This window comes from Novosphingobium profundi (genome assembly GCF_018491765.1).
GTDB classification, from domain to species: Bacteria; Pseudomonadota; Alphaproteobacteria; order Sphingomonadales; family Sphingomonadaceae; genus Novosphingobium; species Novosphingobium profundi.
Genome location: NZ_JABWCU010000021.1, coordinates 91,063 through 109,511 on the forward strand (window position 1 = coordinate 91,063; position 18,449 = coordinate 109,511).

Here is an 18,449-nt window from a genome sequence, read left to right on the forward strand (position 1 = left end):
ATCGGGATCGGCGCGTCGGCGGGCGGGCTCGAGGCACTGCGCGAGATGCTCTCGGTTGCGCAGCTGCCCACCGGCTGCGCCTTCGTCATCGTCCAGCATCTCGATCCCAACCACGAGAGCATGCTCGCCCAGCTGCTCGACCGGGCCAGTCCGCTCGACGTGCTGCAATGCGAGGGCGGCGAGGAGCTGAAGCCCGACCGCGTCTACATCATCCCGCCCGGGCGCGGCCTCGCGCTGCGCGAAGGGCGCCTCCAGCTCACCGATTTCGCGCAGCCGCGCGGGTTGCGCCGCCCGATCGACGACTTCTTCATCTCGCTCGCCGCCGACCAGCAGGCCAATGCGGCCTGCGTGATCCTTTCGGGCACCGGCGCCGACGGATCGACGGGGCTGCGCGCGATCAAGGAGCACGGCGGCGTCTGCGTCGCCCAGGAACCGGGGACCGCGCGCTACGACGGCATGCCGCTCGCCGCGGTGGGGACCGGGCTGGTCGACTACGTCAAGCCGCCGGGCGAGATCCTGGGCTGCCTCCACGGTTTCTTCGCGCGCCGCACGGGCGAGCCGCAACGCGAGGCGGCGCAGCTCGTCGCCGACCACATCGACGACATGTGCGCCACCTTGCGCGGCGCGATCGGACACGATTTTGCCGGTTACAAGCGCTCCACCCTCGTACGCCGGATCGAGCGGCGCATGCACGTGCTGGGGATCGACAGCCCGGGCACCTACCTCCAGCGCATCCGCAGCGACGGCGAGGAGTGCGAGGCGCTGTTCCGCGACCTGCTGATCAACGTCACCCGCTTTTTGCGCGATCCCGAGATGTTCGAGGCGCTGCGCGTCAAGGTCATCGAACCGCTGCTCGACGAGCGCGCGGCGGGCGAGGACGTGCGCGTCTGGGTGCCGGGCTGCTCGAGCGGCGAGGAGGCCTACAGCATCGCGATGCTCTTTGCCGAGGCGGCGCGCGCGCGCGGCATCGCCAATCCGGTGCAGATCTTCGCCACCGACATCGACGAGCAGATGCTCCAGATCGCGCGCGAGGGCAGCTATCCCGCCGCCGCGCTCGCCGACATTCCCTCGCCTTTGCGCGAGCGCTGGACGGTGCCCCATGGCGAGCGCTTCACGATCACCGCGCCGATCCGCGACCTGATCCGCTTCTCGAACCATTCGGTGGTCAAGGATCCGCCGTTCTCGCGCATCGACCTGGTTTCGTGCCGTAACCTGCTGATCTACTTCGACGATGCCCTGCAGAAGTCGGTCATGCCGATCCTCCACTACGCGCTGCGCGAGGGGGGCTATCTGTTCCTCGGTCCGTCCGAGAGCATCGGCCGTTTCGAGCATCTGTTCCCCGCGCTCGACAACCACGCCCACATCTTCGCGCGCGCACCCGGCAACCCGAGCTACCCGATCGATCTTCCCGCCAACGACCGGCGCGATCCGGCGCCGAGCCCGGCGAACAGCGCGCGCGCGCGACCGGGCAGTCCCCGCGCGGTGCGTGCCGATGTCGCTATCCAGCGTTTGGCCGAGGGCTATTCGCCCCCCGCGATGGTCGTCAACCAGGACGGGGCGGTGCTTTCGGCTTACGGCAAGCTCAGCCGCTACTTCGATTTTCCGGTGACGCGCACGGGCGGCTCCAACGCGATCTCGCTCGCCAAGCCGGGCCTGCGCGATGTGCTGGGGCCGTTGGTGCGCCAGGCGCGCGATACCGGCAAGCGCGTGGTCGCGCGCGAGGTTTCGGTCTCGTCCGACTACGGCGAACAGCCGATCGAGGTGATCGGCGAGCCGCTCGGCGAGGGCACCTTGCTGCTGATCTTCCGCGATCGCGGCCCGTTCCGCCCCTTTGCCGAGGACGACCTTACCGAGATCGAGAGCGGCGATGATCACATGGAGGCGCTCGAGGAGGAGCTGCGCCTCACGCGCCACAAGCTGCGCACCGCAGTCGAGGAGCTCGAAACCGCGAACGAGGAACTCAAGAGCTCGAACGAAGAGATGATGTCGATGAACGAGGAGCTTCAGTCGACCAACGAGGAGCTCTCGACCGTCAACGACGAGCTCAAGAGCAAGGTCGACCAGCTTACCGTCGCCAATTCGGACTTGCGCAACTTCTTCGAATCGACCGAACTTGCGGTGATCGTGCTCGATGCGGACTTGCGCATCCGCAGCTTCACCGAGGCGGCGACCGGGATCTTCCCGCTCCAGCCCGGCGATCGCGGGCGCAGCCTGGCCGACGTTACCTCGCGGCTCGAGGACGCGGGCTACCTGGAGGACGCGCGCCAGGTGGGCGAGAGCGGCGAGCCGCTGATGCGCCGCGTGCGCACGCGCGACGGCAAGCGCACGCTTTCGATGCGCGTGCTGCCCTACCGCACGCAGCACGGCAGCGTCGCGGGCGCGACGCTGGTCCTGACCGACATCACCGACGCGCTTTCGATGGAAGACGACCTGGCGACCGAGCGCGAGCGGCTCGATCTGGCGATCAAGGCCGGGGGCATCGGCGTGTGGGAATACCTGGTCGACAGCGGAAAGGTGCTGGCCGACGCCACCAACCGCGTCCTGCTCGAACTGCCTGCCGAGGGGGATCTGTCAATCGACCGGGTGCTCGCCAGGGTCCACCCCGAAGACCGGGTCGAGGTCGAGGCGGGCCTGCGCCGGGCCTCGGTACAAGGCGAGGATTTCGAGGCGGCGTTCCGGGTGATGTTGGCCGACGAGGGCATTCGCCACGTCAAGAGCTTCGGGCGGGTGACCTCGGCCAAGGGGCGTACCCGCATCGTCGGCACGGTGATCGACATCACCCCCGAATACACTCTGGCCGAAACCCGTGCGCTGATGCTGCGCGAGATGAACCACCGGGTGAAGAACCTCTTCGCGGTGGTGAGCGGCATGGTCTCGGCGGCCGGGCGCACGCATCACGACGTGCGCAGCTACAGCGAGGACTTGCGCGAGCGCATTTCCGCGCTTGGCCGCGCGCATTCGCTGGCCGCGCCGAGCGGCGACCAGCCCGCGATCTCGCTGGCCGACCTCGTCGAGACCACGGTCGATGCCTATCGCGGATTGGGCGCGATCGCGATCGAGGGGCCGCCGGTCGCGATCGCGCGCGCGAGCCTGTCCTCGCTGGCGCTGATCCTCCACGAGTGGACCACCAACGCGGCCAAGTACGGCGCGCTGCGCGAAGGGCAGGGGTCTCTCGCGATCCGCTGGCACCATGACGGCGATGCGCTCCAGCTCGACTGGATCGAGCGCGGCGCCGATCTTTCGGGAACGCACGAGGCCTCGGGCTTCGGCACGCTGCTGGTGACGACCTCGGCCCGGCAATTGCGCGCTGAACTCTCGCGCGAGGTAGAGGGCGATTGCTTCCACCTGGCCATGCGCCTTCCTGCCACGGTGGTCGCGGCGTGAGCGCGCTTGTCCTGATCGCCGAGGACGAGCTGATCGTCGCCATCGACGTCGAGAGCATCGTCGAGGAGGCGGGCTACCGTGTCGCCTGCACCTGCGAGAGCGTGGCGAGCACGCTTGCCGCGATCGAACGTCTGATGCCCGCCTGCGCGGTGCTCGACGTGCGCCTGCTCGATGGCGAAGTCTATCCCGCCGCCGACGTGTTGAGCGCCGCAGGCGTGCCGCTGATCTTCCATTCGGGCCATGCCGACGAGGCGAACTTGCGCGCGCGCTATCCCGCCGCGCAAGTCTGCCCCAAGCCCAGTTCGCCCTCGATGCTGCGCGCCGCGCTCAGCCGCGCGCTGGGCTGAGCCGCGCGCCTCAGTTGGCCGGCTGGTCCTCGCTCGGGGGCAGGTAGAGCGTTATCGAACACGTCAGGCCCTCGGGCAGATAGGCGATCCGGGCCTGTCCGCCGTCTTCGGCCGCGAGCCCGCGCTCGATGAGCGCGGTGCCAAAGCCCTTGCGCGTGGGTGTCTCGACGCGCGGACCGCCAAATTCCTGCCATTCGAGCACGAGACGGTCGGGTTGCCCGGTCTGGCGCGACCAGGTCACCGCGACCGTGCCGGTCTCGTTCGAAAGCGCGCCGTACTTGATCGCGTTGGTGGTCAGCTCGTGCAGCGTCATCGAGAGCGCGACGGTCAGCCGCGGGGGCAGGGCGATCACCGGCCCGCTGGCCCGCAGGCGCTGGGGATCGCCCGCAGCGGCCGTTGCGGCGCGCACCACTTCACCGAGCGAAGTCGTTCCCCAGTTGGCATCGGTGAGCAGGTTGTGCGCGCCCGCCAGCGCGTGCAGCCGCTCGTCGAAGGCAAGGCGTGCCTCGGCGGCGGCTTCGACCTTGCGGAACGACTGGCTGGCGAGGCTCTGGACGATGGCGAGCGTGTTCTTCACGCGGTGGTTCAGCTCGTTGATGAGCAGGTCCTGGTGGCGCGCCGCCTCCACCGCTTCGGTCACGTCCTGACCCTGCACGAAAATGGCCGAGACCGCGCCGTCGAGGATCACGGGCTGGAACACGAAATCGACGCAGCGGTGCACCGGCAGGGCGCCGGGGTCGGCGTCGAAATAGACCTTGCGGGCCTTGCCGACATAGGGCTGGCGGGTGCGGCGCACCTCGTCGAGGATTGCGACGAAGCCCTGTTCCTCGATCTCGGGCAGGGCCTGCACAACCGGCTTGCCGATAAGGTCGGTGCGCCCGACAAGGTCGCAATAGGCCGAATTGGCCATCTCGAAGACATGGCTTTCGCCGGTCAGTACGCAGACGAAGCCGGGGGCCTGCTCGAACAGGCGGGTGAGCCGCTCGATCTGCCCTTGCAGGTCGAGGTTGCGATCCTGCACGGCCTGCGCGCGGCGGACCATGTCGATCTCGTCGCGCATCGTGCGCAGATTGTGCAGCTCGGTGACGTCGACGGTGTGCTGGAGGATGAACTCGACCTCGCCCGCGGCGTCGCGCATCGGCGTGTGCGTCGCGCTCCAGTAGCGGGTTTCCATCGTGCCGTCGGGGCGCGGGATGTCGTAGCGGATGAGCGCGATCTCGTCGACCTCGCGGCTTTCCAGCACGCGCTCGAACGAGGCGAACAGCAATTCGTAGCTTTCGCTGCCCGGCTCGCTGGGAAAGGCGTCGAGCAGATGGCGGCCGAACAGGGTCTCGGCGCTGTGCATCGTCGCGCGCAGGTACGCCGCGTTGGTCCACACGATCGTGAGATCGCGATCGAGCAGCATGTACGGATTGGGGGACAGCGAGCATAGCGCTTTGAAGTCGATGTTCATGGCGCTCCGGGGGCGTCGCGGGTCTGCGGCTGGGGTGTCGCGATCGAATGCGAGACCTGTAGCCGCCTGCCGGGTTTGTCAATGCCACCGGGAAGGGCAGCGCCGGTTTTGCGACGACTTTCGCGGGGGAATCGCGCGAGGCGACGGTGCGCGAACACGGGAACGAAATGGCGCCCTCATAAATGCATGCAATTTCCAATACCCCGGAGCCGTTCGCGAAGGCACATCACAACGCGAAAGAGTATTTTGATGCGGCGACCGGAATAATGCAAAATTTGTGTGATTTGCGTTCGTTTGCAGGCGCATTTTATTGCATTTTAGCGAAATATCAGATGCAGAATGCAATTTATTTTACCAATTGAACGATTTTCTGCACCGCGGACGTTTATCCGAAGAGCGAACAAAAATAGCGGAGATGAAGCCAATATTGCATGCAATATGCGCTCTCGTAGCAAGGTCAGGCGGATGTTCGCTGCGGAGCGACCGGGCCCATACGCTCCGAACGATGCCGTCTGGCCGAGCCACTCAAGGGGGGAAACATACTCATGCGAAATACGACCAGTCCCATTCGTTCGACCCGGCACCTTGCCTCCGCATCGGCGCTGGCGACCAGCTTCGTCCTCATTGCCCTGTCGCAGCCGGCCTGGGCCGCGCAGGCCGGCGATACCGCCGCGGAAAAAGAAAAGGCGCAGGCCAAGGAAATCTCGGGCGACATCGTGGTCACCGCGCGCAAGCGCGAGGAGGACATCCTCGAGGTGCCCGTCACGATCAGCGCGCTCACCGCCGAGCAGCTCGAGCAGCGCGGCGTCAAGAGCATCTCGGACGCGCTTCAGGCCGCGCCCGGCGTCAACGTTGCCGACGCCAGCGCGGGCGGCGGCCACGCCGACCGCTCGTTCCAGCAGATCAACTTGCGCGGCTTCACGCCCACATCGGCGCTGGCGGTGACGACGTCGATGTTCATCGACGGCGTGCCGGTGTCCTCGCCGACCGCGATCACCGCGATCGCCGACCCCGCGCGCATCGAAGTGCTCAAGGGCCCGCAGAGTGCCTATTTCGGGCGCAACACCTTTGCCGGCGCGGTCAACGTGGTGACCAAGGAGCCGACCGGTGAATGGGGCGGCGATGCCACGCTGATGTACGGCACCCGCAAGAATTTCCAGATCAAGGGCGCGCTCGAGGGCTCGATCGTGGGCGATGCGCTGACCTTCCGCGTGACCGGCAACCATTGGGAGAAGGGCGGCACGTGGACCAATGCGGCGACCGGCGAGAAGCTGGGCCGCCAGTCGAGCACCAACGGCACGCTGCTCATCGTCGCCAAGCCCACCGACAGCCTGACCATCAAGCTGTTTGGCATGCTCGACACCGACGACGACGGCCCGGGCGCGCAGACCCGCCTGCTCGCCTATGACGTCGACGGCGGCGACCAGACCTTCGTCAGCCAGTCGAACTGCACGGTGAACGGCAATCCGACCTTCTGCGGCACGATCAAGGGCCTGGTGAACCCGGTCGCGGCGATGACCTTCAACAGCGCCTGGATCAAGGACCTGCTCGCCACCAAGAGCGCGGATCGCCTTGTCGGGCCTGACAACGCGGTCGAAGGCTACGGCCTGCTGCGCCACACCCAGCACTTCCACGCGACGATGGACTACGAGCTCAACTCGCAGCTCTCGCTCAGCCTGCTGGGCGGCTACAACCACGAGGAGTGGAGCCAGCTGACCGAGCTCTCGCTGCTCGACATGACCGGCGTTGCCAACAGCGCCGCAGCCTACAGCACCAATTCGCTCGATCCCGACTATTACAGCTACCCCTACTACATCGACGCGATCCAGAAGGACTATTCGCTCGAAGGGCGCCTGAACTACGACTTCGGCGCGCTGCACGGGGTGGTCGGCGCCAGCTGGCTCGATGCGCGCCAGCAGACTGGCGGCGGCTACTTCAGCTACGGTTCGGCTGGCGATCCGCTGTTCTTCACCGGAGGCGAGAACCGCGCGCGCACGTTCGGCGGCTTCTTCGGGGCGACCTGGGACATGACCGAGACGCTCTCGGCCAGTGTCGAGGGGCGCTACCAGATCGACACGATCACCGCCTACAACACCGACGGATCCGAACTGCTCACCCAGAGCTACCGCAACTTCCTGCCGCGCGCGATCGTCAACTTCCAGTACACGCCGGACCACATGGTCTATGCCTCCTGGGCCAAGGGCGTGAACCCGGGTGCGTTCAACAGTGCGCTGCTCGGGTACTCGGAATCGGTCCAGCAGCAGCTCGCCGATGCCGGGCTCAAGCTGGCGGTCGATCCCGAGAAGGTCACCAACTACGAACTGGGGGCCAAGGGCCGTCTCTTCGGCGGCGCGATGGTCTACCAGGTGGCGGCCTACTACGACCAGTGGCGCAACCAGATGAACACCATCTACCAGGCGGTCTACAACGACGAGTCGAACAGCTACGACTTCGTGGGTGGCACCGCCAACACCGGTTCGGTGGACTTGTGGGGCCTCGAGATCCAGACGATCACCAACCCGGCCGACTTCATCACCATCGAGGCGGCGGGCGCGCTCAACGACAGCTCGATCAAGTCCTACGTCAATCCCACGCTGACCACGCTGACCGGCACCGACGACTTCACCGGCAATGAGATGCCGCTCGCCTCGAAGTGGTCGGCCAATGTGGGGGTCACCTTCCATGGCGACCTCGACGAGACGACGACCTGGTTCTGGCGCACCGACTGGAACTTCAAGTCGGGCGTGTGGTCGAGCGCGGCGAACCTGGCGCGCACGGCCGACCGCCACGTCTTCAACACCCGCGTGGGGATCGATGCCGGCAGCGTCTCGGTCCAGTTCTTCCTGAACAACGTGCTCAACGACAAGACCTTCACCGGCCTTTACGACAACTGGACGATCGATCCGGCGAGCAGCCACTACGCCGCCTATTCGGCGCTTCATGCCGGCCTGCCCGAACTGCGTACGTTCGGGATGCAGATCGGCAAGAAGTTCTGAGCGGGCAGGGGGCGTTCGCGCGGGGTAAGAGCCTGACCTCTCCTCGCCTGCGCGCGGGCGCCCCTTGTTCATCCTTTACCTGATCCGGATTACCCGGCGCCCGCGCGTGGCCTTTGGACCGCGCCGGGCGCCTTGGTGGAGATTTTGATGACCTGCATGATCCGCAAGGCCCTTTGCGCCGCTGCTCTTTTCGCGTCCGTTCCGGCTGCGGCGCAACCGGCGAACCCGGCACCTGCCTCAGCGGCGAAGGCCTGTGATGCGCCATGGTTCCCGGGCATGCCTTCGCCCTATGCCTCGAGCGAGGTTGCGGGCGATGGCCGGGTCACCTTCCGCTTCTGCGCGCCCAACGCCAAGGCGGTGCGCGTGACGAGCGGCGATGCGGGCGCGGCGATCCCGCAGAGCTTTGATCCGTCCGCGCCCTCGGGCCTCGCCATGACGCGCGATGCGGGCGGCTTGTGGTCGGTCACCACCGCGCAGCCGCTTGCGCCGGGAAGCTACCGCTATTCCTTCCTCGTCGACGGTGTGCGCACCGCCGATCCGCGCGCGCGCGACTGGTCGCAGCCGGTGCTGGGCATCGAGGCGGTGGTCGAAGTCCCCGGTGCACCGCTCGAGCAATGGCAGCCGGGCATTGCCCATGGCATGGTGACGACGCTGAACTACTGGTCCAAGGCCACGAACAGCCTGCGCCGCGCGCATGTCTACACGCCGCCCGGCTACATGGCCGGAAGCGGGCGCTACCCGGTGCTCTACCTCGTCCACGGCGCGGGCGACAGCGACGACAGCTGGACCAGCGAGGGCCGCGTCGATCGGATCCTCGACAACCTGATCGCGGCGGGCAAGGTCAAGCCGATGCTGGTGGTCATGCCCGCCGGGCACACCCCCGATTATCCGGGCAAGGACCTGTGGCGCGACCACAGCTTCGGCGAGGATTTGACGCAGGTCCTGATCCCGCTTGTCGACGGCCAGTTCCGCACGCTTGCCAAGGCGGACGCGCGCGCGATGGCGGGGCTTTCGATGGGTGGTTTCCTCACCCTCAACGAAGGGCTGGTGCGGCCGGACACGTTCCACTGGATCGGCGTGTTCTCCATGGGGCTGGGCATCGGGATGACGCCCGAGGTCGATACCGCGCAGCTCGCGCGCTACGAGAAGGACAATGCCGCGCACCTTGCGCAGGCGGCCAGCGACATGCATCTCGTCTACTACGCGATCGGGCGCGAGGACTTCATCTACCCCCACATCGGTCCGACGCGCGACCTGCTCGAGCGCTACCACATCGCGACCACCTACCACGAGAGCGATGGCGGCCACACCTGGGACAACTGGCGTGACTATCTTGCCGATTTCGCCCCGCGCTTGTTCAGACCGTGACCGCGCTTCGCGCGCGTCCGGCCTCGCCGAAGACCTTGAGGTAGCGCGCCACTTCGTGCGGGTCCCCGGTGGTCTTGGCGGGGTTGTCCGAAAGCTTGACCGCCGGGCGTCCCCCGGCCTCGGTCACCTTGCAGACGAGCGAGATCGGTTCGAGCCCGGTCTCGCCGTCGGGAGCGCAGCCGCGAAAGTCGTTGGTGAGGTTGGTACCCCAACCAAAGCTCATCCGCACGCGGCCATGAAAGTGGCGGTAGGTGGCCTCGATCGTGTCGATGTCCATGCCGTCGGAGAAGATCAGCAGCTTCTCGCGCGGGTCGACGCCGTGCTGCTCCCACCAGCGGATGATCTCCTCGCCGCCTTCGATCGGGGGCGCGCTGTCGGGCCTGAAGCCGGTCCAGTTCGCCAGCCAGGCGGGCGCGTTCTCCAGGAAGGCGGCGGTTCCGAAGGCATCGGGCAGCGCGATCAGGAGATTGCCGTTGTAGTGGCGCTGCCACTCGTCCAGCACCTGGTAGGGCGCGCGGGCGAGCGCGGCGTCGTCCTTGGCCAGCGCGGCGGCGACCATCGGCAATTCGTGCGCGTTGGTGCCGATCGCCTCAAGGTCGGCGTCCATGGCCAGGAGCACGTTGGAAGTGCCGATGAAGCGGTCGCCCAGCCCCTCCTTCAGCGCTTCGACGCACCAGCGCTGCCACAGGAAGCCGTGGCGCCGCCGGGTGCCGAAATCGGAGATGACGACATCGGGCAGAAGCCGCAGCCGCTCGACCTTCTCCCACAGCTTGGCCTTGGCGCGCGCGTAGAGCACGTCGAGCGCGAACTTGCCCCGGCCCTGCATCGCTGCGCGCGATTTCAGCTCGTTGACGATCGCCAGCGCGGGGATTTCCCACATCGTGGTGTGGGTCCAGGGCCCCTCGAAGCTGAGCTCGTACTGCCCGTCGCGAACGCCGAGCTCGTAGGGGGGCAGGCGGAACTCGCCGAGCCAGGCGATGAAGTCGGGGCTGAACATCTGCTGCTTGCCGTAGAAGCTGTTGCCCGCCAACCAGATCAGCTCCTTCTTGGTGAAGCGCAGGCCGCGTGCGAAATCGAGCTGCGCGCGAAGCTCGCCCTCGTCGATGATTTCGGCGAGGCGCACCGTATGGGTGCGATTGATGAGCGAGAAGGTCGCCTGCACGTGCGGGTGAATGTGCTGGATCATCTGCAGCATGAGCAGCTTGTAGAAGTCGGTGTCGAGCAGGCTGCGCACGATCGGGTCGAGCCGGAAGTTGTGGTCGTAGGTGCGCTGCGCGATGTTGGTGACGGTCATGCCTCCACCCTTAGACGATTGCGCGCGCCATGTTTAATTTTTGCAGGCGGGTGGAAGCGGGGCAGGGCCGATGCGCTGCCAGGGCGGGCCGATGGCTTCGCGCAGCCGGCCGGGATCGTGACCGCGCACTGTCGCGCGGGCGTCATCTTCGCCGCTTAGGCAAGGCCCCGGTTTGCCTGCGACACGAGAATTCCCATGACCCATCCCGCCCACCGCCCGGGCCGTCCGGCCAGCGCGCTGGCGCGCGAGGCGCGGCTTCTTGCTTATTCCTCGGGCAATTTCGGGAAGGCGCTCGTCTTTTCGGGCGCGGACATGACGATCCTGTTCCTGCTGACCGACCTGCTCGGGCTGGGAGCGGGGGAGGCCGGCGCGCTGATGCTCGTCGCGCTGGCCGGCGATCTCGTCTTCGATCTGGTCGCCGCGGCGCTGGTGATCCGTCTCAGGCGCCAGGGGCGCGGCTATCGCTGGATGGTCATGGCGGGCGCGGTGCCCTGCGCGCTCGCCTTCGCGATGCTTTATGCGATGCCCGCGAGCGGCCTTCGGCAGGGCGGACTGCTGGCGCTGGCGATGCTGGTGTTTCGCGGCGCCTACGCGGTGATCGACGTGCCGCACAACGCGCTCATGGCGCAGATGACCCACGACAGCCGCGCGCGGGGCCGCGTCTCGGGCTATCGACTGGGGTTCAGCACGGCGAGTTCCTTGTGCCTTGCCCTGGTGCTGGCCCCGCTCGTCCAGCAGGCTGCGCGCAGCCGCGCCTTCGCGGCGCTGGCCCTGACCGGCGCGGGCGCGGGCGCGCTGTTCGCTCTGACCATGGCGCTGTGCGTGCTGGCGAGCGGACGCACGGCCTCCAGTTCGGCGCGCGCGGCCGGTGAGGACACGATCCGCGTGCCCTTGCGCGATCCGCTGGTCGTGGGGCTTGGCCTCCTCGCGCTCATCACCGGTTTCGCGATGCCGACGTTCGGGCGCATGGTGCTTTACATCGGGACCTACGTGGTCGCTCGCGGTGACCTCGTGCCCACGCTGCTCCTGGCGATGACCGGGGGGCAGTTCGCGGGCGTGCTCGTCTGGACCGCGCTCACCGCGCGGCTCGACCAGGCCCGCGTGCTGGTTCTGGGGCATGGCGTGAGCGCCTTCGGGCTGCTCCTGTTCGGCCTGTGCCTTGGCCATCCACCGGCGCTGGTGCCCTGCGCGGCGGTGATCGGCTTCGGGCTTGCGGCGGTGTTCATGCTGCCCTGGGGGCTGCTCGCCAACGCGGTCGATTTCCTGGCGCTGCGCCATGGGAGGCGGCTGGAGACCGGGCTCTTCGCCGCCTACCTCGTCGCGGTCAAGGCAAGCGGGGCGGCAGCCACTGCGCTTGTCGGCTATTTGCTGGGCGCGCTCGGCTACGTGCCGGGAGCCGGGCAGACGCCGCAGGTCCTGGCCGCGATGCTCGGCCTTGGCCTCGGCCTGCCGCTCACCGGTTCGCTGGCCGCCTTTGCGCTGTTGCCGCGCTTCGCGCTCGGCCACGCGCGGCACGCGCGCGTGCGCACCGCGCTCGAGCGTCGCGCTCAGCCGGGCGCCGAGCCGGTCTCGGGGTTGAAGCGCGGATTGGCGAAGTCGATCGGCGAGGGCTCGACCTTGGCGGGCGGCGCCGCGCTCTCGGCCCAGGCGCGGCAGAGCATGTCGCGCAGCATCGCCGCGCCCGCCGCGGTGCGCTCGTAGACCATTGCGCGCACGTCCTTGTCCGCGAAGTTTGCAAAGGCGTCGCGCTGCTCGAGCGCGAAGACCTCGCCCACTTTGTCGCCCGAGGTATCGAGATAGGCGAGCACCGCGTCGAACATGTCGCCCGAGGTGCGCGCGGGCGCGGGAATGCGCGGGGCGATGTCGGCCACTGTCAGGTCGATGCCGTCGACGAAGCGGCTCTCGAAGCGGCCGTGGACGCTGCGATCGGTGGTATAGCCGTGGGGGTTGGGGCCGCGCCAGCCGTCGCTGCTGACCGAATCGTGCATCGGGTTGGCGCCGTCGCCGATGTAGTGGCCAAGGCGAATGACGTCGAAGGTGCAGTTGCGCTCGGCCACCGAGGCGTCTTCGCCCTGCGTCTTGGCGGCGCGGACCTGGCGCATGCACACGACAATGCGCTGGTAGGCCTCGATCGCGGCGTAGGGCAGCGTTCCGGTCCAGCGCACGTTGGTGCGCGCGGCGGTAGCGGGATCGGTGTCCTTGATCGCTTCGTAATGCTTGTAGAGCGCGATCACGAATTCGTAGCGCGAGCGCGGGATCGGGCGCAGCCAGGTGAACTGCTCGCGAAACCAGCCGTGATTGGGGTCTTCCTCGATCTTGGAGAAGTTCTGGTCGTTGCCGCGCCAGCTGTCGGGGAGCGAGGCGGAGGCACCGATGTAGTCCTCGTAGGCGCGCAGGAACGTCGGGCCGTCCTCGGGAATGGCCTCGATCGCGGCGCGGTCGATCACGGCGTGGGCGCGCCCGCCCCAGGCGAACGCTGGGGCGGGAACGAGGGTGACACCGGCAAGGGCGGCGAGAAGGAGAGTGCGCATCGAGGACGGCTCCGGTTCAGGGGTCGAGTGGGTCGCGCGGGTCGACCCTGGCGGAAAGGGCGGACGGGCGGAATTCGAGTTCGGTGGAGGCAAGCCGCTTGCCAATGGTGCCTGGCTGGTAGCCGAGCTCGGCCGCATTGCGCGCGGTGAACGCCGCGCTTTCGACATAGGCGCTCTGCTCGGGGTTGCAGACCAGGAGAGCGTCCCTGGCGAGCGGGGCGCCCAGCGCCATCAACAGGCGCGCGGCGTTGCGCAAGTTGGTCGTGGTGTGGCGCGCGTAAGGTTCGATCACGATGGCCTCGGCAGGCACGCCGTAGCGTTCGATCAGCGCGCGGCGCATTTCCACCGCTTCGGCAAAGGGCGTTGCGCGCGGGTGGGCGTGGCCGCCGGTAAGGATCAGGAAGGGCGCCTCGCCGCGCGCAAAGCGCTGCGCGGCAAGCCGCACGTGGTACATGCCGTAAGGGCTGAGCGCCTGGCCCTCGACTTCGGGGCCCACGCCGGTGACGACGAGCGCGCTGTAGCGGTAGCGTGTCCAGTCGATCGTCCTGGCGCGGGCGAAGGCGGGGGCGTTGAGGCCCTCGTCGTCGGGCGCGAAGGCGATCGCGTCGGTGCGCCCGGCGCCGTCGAGCAGCGCCAGCGCGAAGTCGAGGCTGGGGTCGAGCGGCTGGAGCGAATGTGCGCGCGGGGCCTGTGCCAACCAGGTGGCGGCCTGGAGGCGGGCGTGGCGCTCTTGCGCGTCGAGCGCACCGGACCCGTCGATCGCGGGATAGCGTGGCAGCTCGCCGAGGCCGTAGGTGCGCACGATGGTGTCGATCCCCTCCAGTTCGCGGGTAACTTGTCCATCGGCGTCCGGGGTCGGCACGGCGGCGGCGAGGCGCGTGATCTCGTCCTCGCTCCACTCCATCGCCTGGGCGAGGCAGGTGAGGTCCGTGCCGCAAACCTCACGCCGCTCGGAGCGGGCGCGCAGCAGCGCTGTGATGGCGGGCTGCGCCTTCAGCGCGGTCACCGCGCCCGGATCGCGCCCGAGTGCGTCGAGCCGGGGAAACAGCCGGGCGGAGAGGCGCTCGGTCGTGGCATCGCGGACGGTCTGCGCCTGGGCGCAGACCGATGCGAGGCAGAGCGCGGCGGCCAGCGCGGCGGGGAGCGCCGCCACCGGCCGTCGGGGGCTCTTGCGCATTACCAGGACTTGCCGACCACGAGGCGGAAGTTGCGCCCGAAGATCGGTCGCCCGTAGATCGCCTCGGCGCTGCCCTGTCCGGCCAGCGAGTCGGTGCGGGTATTGCCTTCGGTCAGGCCATGGGCGTTGAACAGGTTGTCGCCCACCACCTGGAGCTGCCAGGTACCGTGCCGGAGCGTCACGCCCGCGCCGACGGTGCCGTAGGCGGGCAGAGCGGTGTTGTTGTAGAGGTCGACGAAGCGCTTGCCCATGTAGGTGTAGCGTCCGTAGATCGAGACGTCGGTTTCGCCGGTGGTGAAGTCGAAGCTCGGGCGGATATTGCCGTAGACCTTGGGCTGGCGCACGATCTGGTTGCCTTCGGCCTGTTCGGGATCGGCCCCGGTCGCGCTCTGGAAGTTCTTGTACTTGGGATCGCTGACGGTGAGCGCGCCGTTGAGGGTGAACCAGGGGGTCACGCTCCAGGCCCCGTCGAACTCGACGCCCTTGACTTGCGCCTCGCCGATGAAGGGCACGTTGACGTCGTTGCGCCCGGTGGTCGGATCGTAGGCCAGGAACGAGGCGTTGAGCGGGTCAAAATTGGTGTAGAAGCCGGTGACGTAGAGGTACGAGCGGCCCATCGCCAGCTTGAGGCCCGCCTCGAACTGGTCGGCCTTGGTGGTGATGATGGTGGGATTGATGCTCATCACCGTCTGCACGTTGGGCGGCGTCTCGAGATGCGAGGCGCGGCCGTAGACGCCGAAATTGCCGGTGAAGTCGTAGTTCGCGCCGATCGTCCAGTTGGTGACGTTCGGCTTGAGCTTCTGGTTGACGATCACCCCGGTGAAGGCGCGGGTGGTGTCGTCGGCAAGCGTGGTGCCATCGCCAAGGTCCGCCTGTTCGGTCAGCGCGGCCCAGCCCTTGTAGCTGTAGCGCTCGTGGCGGATGCCCGCATCGATGCGCAGGCCCGGCACGATCTCCCAGGTGTCGTTGGCGTAGAGCGCGAACATCTTAGCGTCCGCATCGCCCCGGTTGAGCGTGGCGGTGTAGTTGACCACGCCGTTGTCGGTGACGCGGCCCAGCTCGTTGCCCGCCGCGTCGTAGGCGACCAGGTCGAGCGTGCGCGGCTGGCCCGCCACCTCGATCAGGTAGTTCTGGTAAAGCGTGCGGCTGCTCTCGCCATAGAGGCTGCCGTAGAGGCCGAGCTTGACGTCGTGGCTGCCGATCCCGGTCTCGAATTTCCTGGCGACCGAGAGGTTGGCCTGGCCCGAATAGAACTTCGAGTGGATGTCGCGGTACTGGCCCTGCATGACGAGGCCCGAGGCCGCGTAGGGATCATAGACCGTGTCGGTGCCCGCGAGGGTGTAGCCGAAGTGATCCACGGCCCCGAACGCGCTCGTGGCGCGGGCGAGGAAGCCCGAGGCGTAAGTGTCGGCATCGGCCGGGTTGGTGGTCGAATAGAACGCGGTGAAGTCGAGCTTGCCCTGGGTGTAGCCCGCCGCGGCGGTGACCAGCCAGCCGTCGAAGTCGCCTTCGTAGTGCGCCCCGAAGTTCACCATCTGCATGTGACGTCCGTCCGAGAGGTCGGAATTGCGGCTCTGCACCTGGCCGTTGCCGTCGCGGTACTTGAGGTTGACGTTGCGCAGCGAGGGCGAGTTCATCGTGCCCTCGAAGTAGTCGATGTACTTGTCCAGCGATTCCCCGGTCAGCGGGTTGCTGGTCGGGATCGGCAGGTAGAACACATTGTGATCGTTGACGTAGTTGAGGTTCAGCTTGATGAACCCGTTGTCCGTCACATGCTTGATGTTGGCGCGGATCTGGCCGCCCTTGTCGTTGGGGAAACCGTTGTCGCGGTAGCCGTCGTGGTAGCGCAGGAAGCCGCCGACCGCATAGTAGGTGTCCTTGGCCAGCTTGCCCGCCTGGTAGGCGTCGAGGCGGTAGAGGCCGGTGTCGCCCAGCGTGACTTGCGCCTTGCCGCGCGGGGTCTCGTCGCCGGTCACGGTGATCGCGTTGATGATCGCGCCCGAATAGCTGGCGTAGACCGGGGCCGGACCGCCGCGCACGACTTCGACGTGGTCGGTCATCAGGTCCTGCTTGAGGATCGCGTCGCCGCGGAAGAACACACCGTCGTTCTCGTGGAACAGCGGCAGCCCGTCCTGCTGGAAGCTGACGAAGCCGCCGTCGTTGGGCAGGCCGCGGATGCGGTAGATGTTCTGGACCTCGCCGCCGGTGATCTCGGTCTGGAAGCCGGGGAGCTGGCCGATGAGGTCGGCGAAGTTGACCGGCGCGATCTTCTCGACGTCCTCCTGCGAGATCGTGTTGACCGCGTAGGAAACATCGAAGCGGCGCTCGGCGCGGGTCGAGCCGGTGACGATGATGTCCTCGCCCTGCGGCGCGTCGGCGGCAGGTGCGGCCTCGTCGGCAAGGGCCGGAGTGATGGCGGTCGCAAGCGCGGTGATCGCGGCGCTCGTGGCGAGAATGGTCCTGAACATGAATGCCCCTCATGAATGTCGGCGTCGCCGGGAGAGAGGCGACGGGGGGCCAGTGCCGGTTCACTGTGACGTTTTTAATTATTGTTGTGAAAATAAATAAAAGGCCCTACCCGCAGGGGCCATGGCCATTCCCGCTTTCGACAAGGACCAGCGCCGCATCGTCCAGGAGCTGCGCAAGGCGGGCGCGCTGTCGCGCTCGGCGCTGGCCGAGCGGCTCGAGATCAGCCCCACCGCGCTGACCCGCATTTCGCGTGAACTGCTGGCGCAGGGCGTCGTCGAGGAGGTCGGGGAAGGCGCGGCGCAAGGGCGCGGGCGCCCGGCGATCCCGCTGCGACTGGCGCCCGGCGGGGGCTATGCGGTGGGGGCGAGCGCGCACAAGGGGTTGCTCGATATCGCCCTTGTCGATTTTGCGGGCGAAGTCGTCGCCTCGCACCGCGAGAAAAGCGATCCGATCGATCCGCTCGGCTTCGCGCGGCGGGTGCGGCGCCTCACCCACGATCTCGTCGAGCGCCACGGATTGCTTGGCCAGCGCATGCTGGGGCTGGGCGTCGCGGTCCCCGGTCCGGCGCTCTCGCCCGAAGGCGAGCGCTGGAGCGTGGTGGAAGACATGCCGGGCTGGCGGGGCGCGTCCTTGCGCTCGATCCTTTCCGCCGAACTGGGCTGGCCCTTGTGGCTCGAGAACGACGCCAATGCGGCCGCGCTCGCCGAGTTCTACATGGGCGGCCTCTTGCGCGAATTCGCGACCGTGGTGGTGGTGCTGCTCGGCTACGGGATCGGCGCGGGGGTGATCGTCGACGGGCGGCTCGTGCGCGGGCAGTTCGGCGTCGCGGGCGAGATCGGCTGCCTCTTTCCCGGCGACCGGCCGCGCCCGAGCCCGCTCGACCTGCTCGCGACCTTGCGCGCGAGCGGCTGCGCGGTGTCCTCGCTCGGCGCGATCGACATGGCCTGCCCGGCGCAGCGCGCGGCGATCGCGCCGTGGATGGACCGGGCGGCCGGCCAGCTCGAGGTCGTCGCCAACACCGCCTTCGCCTGGCTCGACCCCGGCGCGGTGGTGCTGGCAGGGACGGTGCCGGGCGAGGTGCTCGAAGGGCTGGCGAGCCGCCTGCGCGGCGCGGCGCTGGTGACCACCGTCGAAGGGCGCGGGCCGCCGGTGCGGGTCTCGGCGCTGCGCGGCTCGCCGGTCACGCTGGGCGCCGCGCTTCTGCCGATCCACGCGCTTTCGGCCGGGAGCTGAGCGGGATTTGGCTTGATCGCCCCGGTGCAGCGGCTAAGCCATCGGCATGAAGGACCAAGGTGATCCCCGGATGGGGAGTGAGACGAGGATCGGCGATGTCGCGCAGGCCGCGGGCGTTTCGATCCGCACCGTGTCGCGGGTCCTCAACAAGTCCCCCAAGGTCAACGCGGCGACGCGCGCGAAGATCGAGCAGGCCA

11 protein-coding genes and 1 pseudogene are annotated in these 18,449 nt (G+C 67.9%); 7 read left to right on the forward strand and 5 right to left on the reverse strand.

Annotated elements, in window-relative coordinates; all coding sequences use genetic code 11:
* Positions 1-45: 45 nt before the first annotated feature.
* Together HT136_RS21640 and HT136_RS21645 are read left to right on the forward strand one after the other, a co-directional pair.
* A complete protein-coding gene (locus HT136_RS21640; protein ID WP_246544097.1) occupies positions 46-3,384 on the forward strand; it encodes a CheR family methyltransferase in 3,339 nt (1,112 codons plus the stop codon).
* Positions 3,381-3,731: a response regulator gene (locus tag HT136_RS21645; protein WP_214201935.1), complete on the forward strand. Its 351-nt coding sequence runs from the start codon at positions 3,381-3,383 to the stop codon at positions 3,729-3,731. The genes HT136_RS21640 and HT136_RS21645 overlap by 4 nt, the downstream gene beginning before the upstream one ends.
* Before the next feature lie 10 nt (positions 3,732-3,741).
* Here HT136_RS21645 and HT136_RS21650 read toward each other — a convergent pair whose 3' ends face one another.
* On the reverse strand, positions 3,742-5,184 hold the full coding sequence (locus HT136_RS21650) for a sensor histidine kinase (protein ID WP_214201936.1): 1,443 nt from the start codon (positions 5,182-5,184) through the stop codon (positions 3,742-3,744).
* Positions 5,185-5,729: 545 nt separating this feature from the next.
* On the opposite strand from HT136_RS21650, the gene HT136_RS21655 reads away from it, so the two are divergent.
* Together HT136_RS21655 and HT136_RS21660 are read left to right on the forward strand one after the other, a co-directional pair.
* A complete protein-coding gene (locus tag HT136_RS21655; RefSeq protein WP_214201937.1) occupies positions 5,730-8,180 on the forward strand; it encodes a TonB-dependent receptor in 2,451 nt (816 codons plus the stop codon).
* A 276-nt stretch (positions 8,181-8,456) separates the two neighbouring features.
* Positions 8,457-9,548, forward strand: coding sequence for an alpha/beta hydrolase-fold protein (locus tag HT136_RS21660; RefSeq protein ID WP_246544077.1), 1,092 nt, complete (start codon positions 8,457-8,459; stop codon positions 9,546-9,548).
* Here HT136_RS21660 and pncB read toward each other — a convergent pair.
* Positions 9,538-10,842, reverse strand: a complete 1,305-nt coding sequence (pncB, locus tag HT136_RS21665; RefSeq protein ID WP_214201938.1) for a nicotinate phosphoribosyltransferase — start codon at positions 10,840-10,842, stop codon at positions 9,538-9,540. The genes HT136_RS21660 and pncB overlap by 11 nt on opposite strands.
* Before the next feature lie 195 nt (positions 10,843-11,037).
* On the opposite strand from pncB, the pseudogene HT136_RS21670 reads away from it, so the two are divergent.
* Positions 11,038-12,330: pseudogene (locus tag HT136_RS21670) on the forward strand (MFS transporter); the annotation flags it as partial.
* Between the two features lie 59 nt (positions 12,331-12,389).
* Here HT136_RS21670 and HT136_RS26395 read toward each other — a convergent pair.
* The 3 genes from HT136_RS26395 to HT136_RS21680 are packed head-to-tail and all read right to left on the reverse strand — an operon-like array spanning position 12,390 to position 17,018.
* A complete protein-coding gene (locus HT136_RS26395) occupies positions 12,390-13,373 on the reverse strand; it encodes a phospholipase C/P1 nuclease family protein (RefSeq protein ID WP_246544078.1) in 984 nt (327 codons plus the stop codon).
* Between the two features lie 16 nt (positions 13,374-13,389).
* Positions 13,390-14,550 carry a YdcF family protein gene (locus tag HT136_RS21675; protein WP_214201940.1) on the reverse strand — a complete coding sequence of 387 codons (1,161 nt, stop codon included), beginning with the start codon at positions 14,548-14,550 and terminating at the stop codon, positions 13,390-13,392.
* Positions 14,550-17,018, reverse strand: coding sequence for a TonB-dependent receptor (locus tag HT136_RS21680; RefSeq protein ID WP_214201941.1), 2,469 nt, complete (start codon positions 17,016-17,018; stop codon positions 14,550-14,552). Before HT136_RS21680 ends, HT136_RS21675 begins: the two co-directional genes overlap by 1 nt.
* Before the next feature lie 121 nt (positions 17,019-17,139).
* On the opposite strand from HT136_RS21680, the gene HT136_RS21685 reads away from it, so the two are divergent.
* Both HT136_RS21685 and HT136_RS21690 read left to right on the forward strand, forming a co-directional pair.
* Complete coding sequence (locus HT136_RS21685) at positions 17,140-18,252, forward strand: ROK family transcriptional regulator (RefSeq protein WP_214201942.1); 1,113 nt, start codon at positions 17,140-17,142, stop codon at positions 18,250-18,252.
* Between the two features lie 46 nt (positions 18,253-18,298).
* The coding region (locus HT136_RS21690) for a LacI family DNA-binding transcriptional regulator (RefSeq protein ID WP_214201954.1) at positions 18,299-18,449 on the forward strand (151 nt) is incomplete at its 3' end.

Coding starts and splice junctions, on each gene's coding strand:
- HT136_RS21640 (WP_246544097.1), top strand. CDS start 46: ATGCTCTCGGTTGCGCAGCTGCCCACCGGCTGCGCCTTCGTCATCGTC.
- HT136_RS21650 (WP_214201936.1), bottom strand. CDS start 5,184: ATGAACATCGACTTCAAAGCGCTATGCTCGCTGTCCCCCAATCCGTAC.
- HT136_RS21655 (WP_214201937.1), top strand. CDS start 5,730: ATGCGAAATACGACCAGTCCCATTCGTTCGACCCGGCACCTTGCCTCC.
- HT136_RS21660 (WP_246544077.1), top strand. CDS start 8,457: ATGCCTTCGCCCTATGCCTCGAGCGAGGTTGCGGGCGATGGCCGGGTC.
- pncB (WP_214201938.1), bottom strand. CDS start 10,842: ATGACCGTCACCAACATCGCGCAGCGCACCTACGACCACAACTTCCGG.
- HT136_RS26395 (WP_246544078.1), bottom strand. CDS start 13,373: ATGCGCACTCTCCTTCTCGCCGCCCTTGCCGGTGTCACCCTCGTTCCC.
- HT136_RS21675 (WP_214201940.1), bottom strand. CDS start 14,550: ATGCGCAAGAGCCCCCGACGGCCGGTGGCGGCGCTCCCCGCCGCGCTG.
- HT136_RS21680 (WP_214201941.1), bottom strand. CDS start 17,018: ATGTTCAGGACCATTCTCGCCACGAGCGCCGCGATCACCGCGCTTGCG.
- HT136_RS21685 (WP_214201942.1), top strand. CDS start 17,140: ATGGCCATTCCCGCTTTCGACAAGGACCAGCGCCGCATCGTCCAGGAG.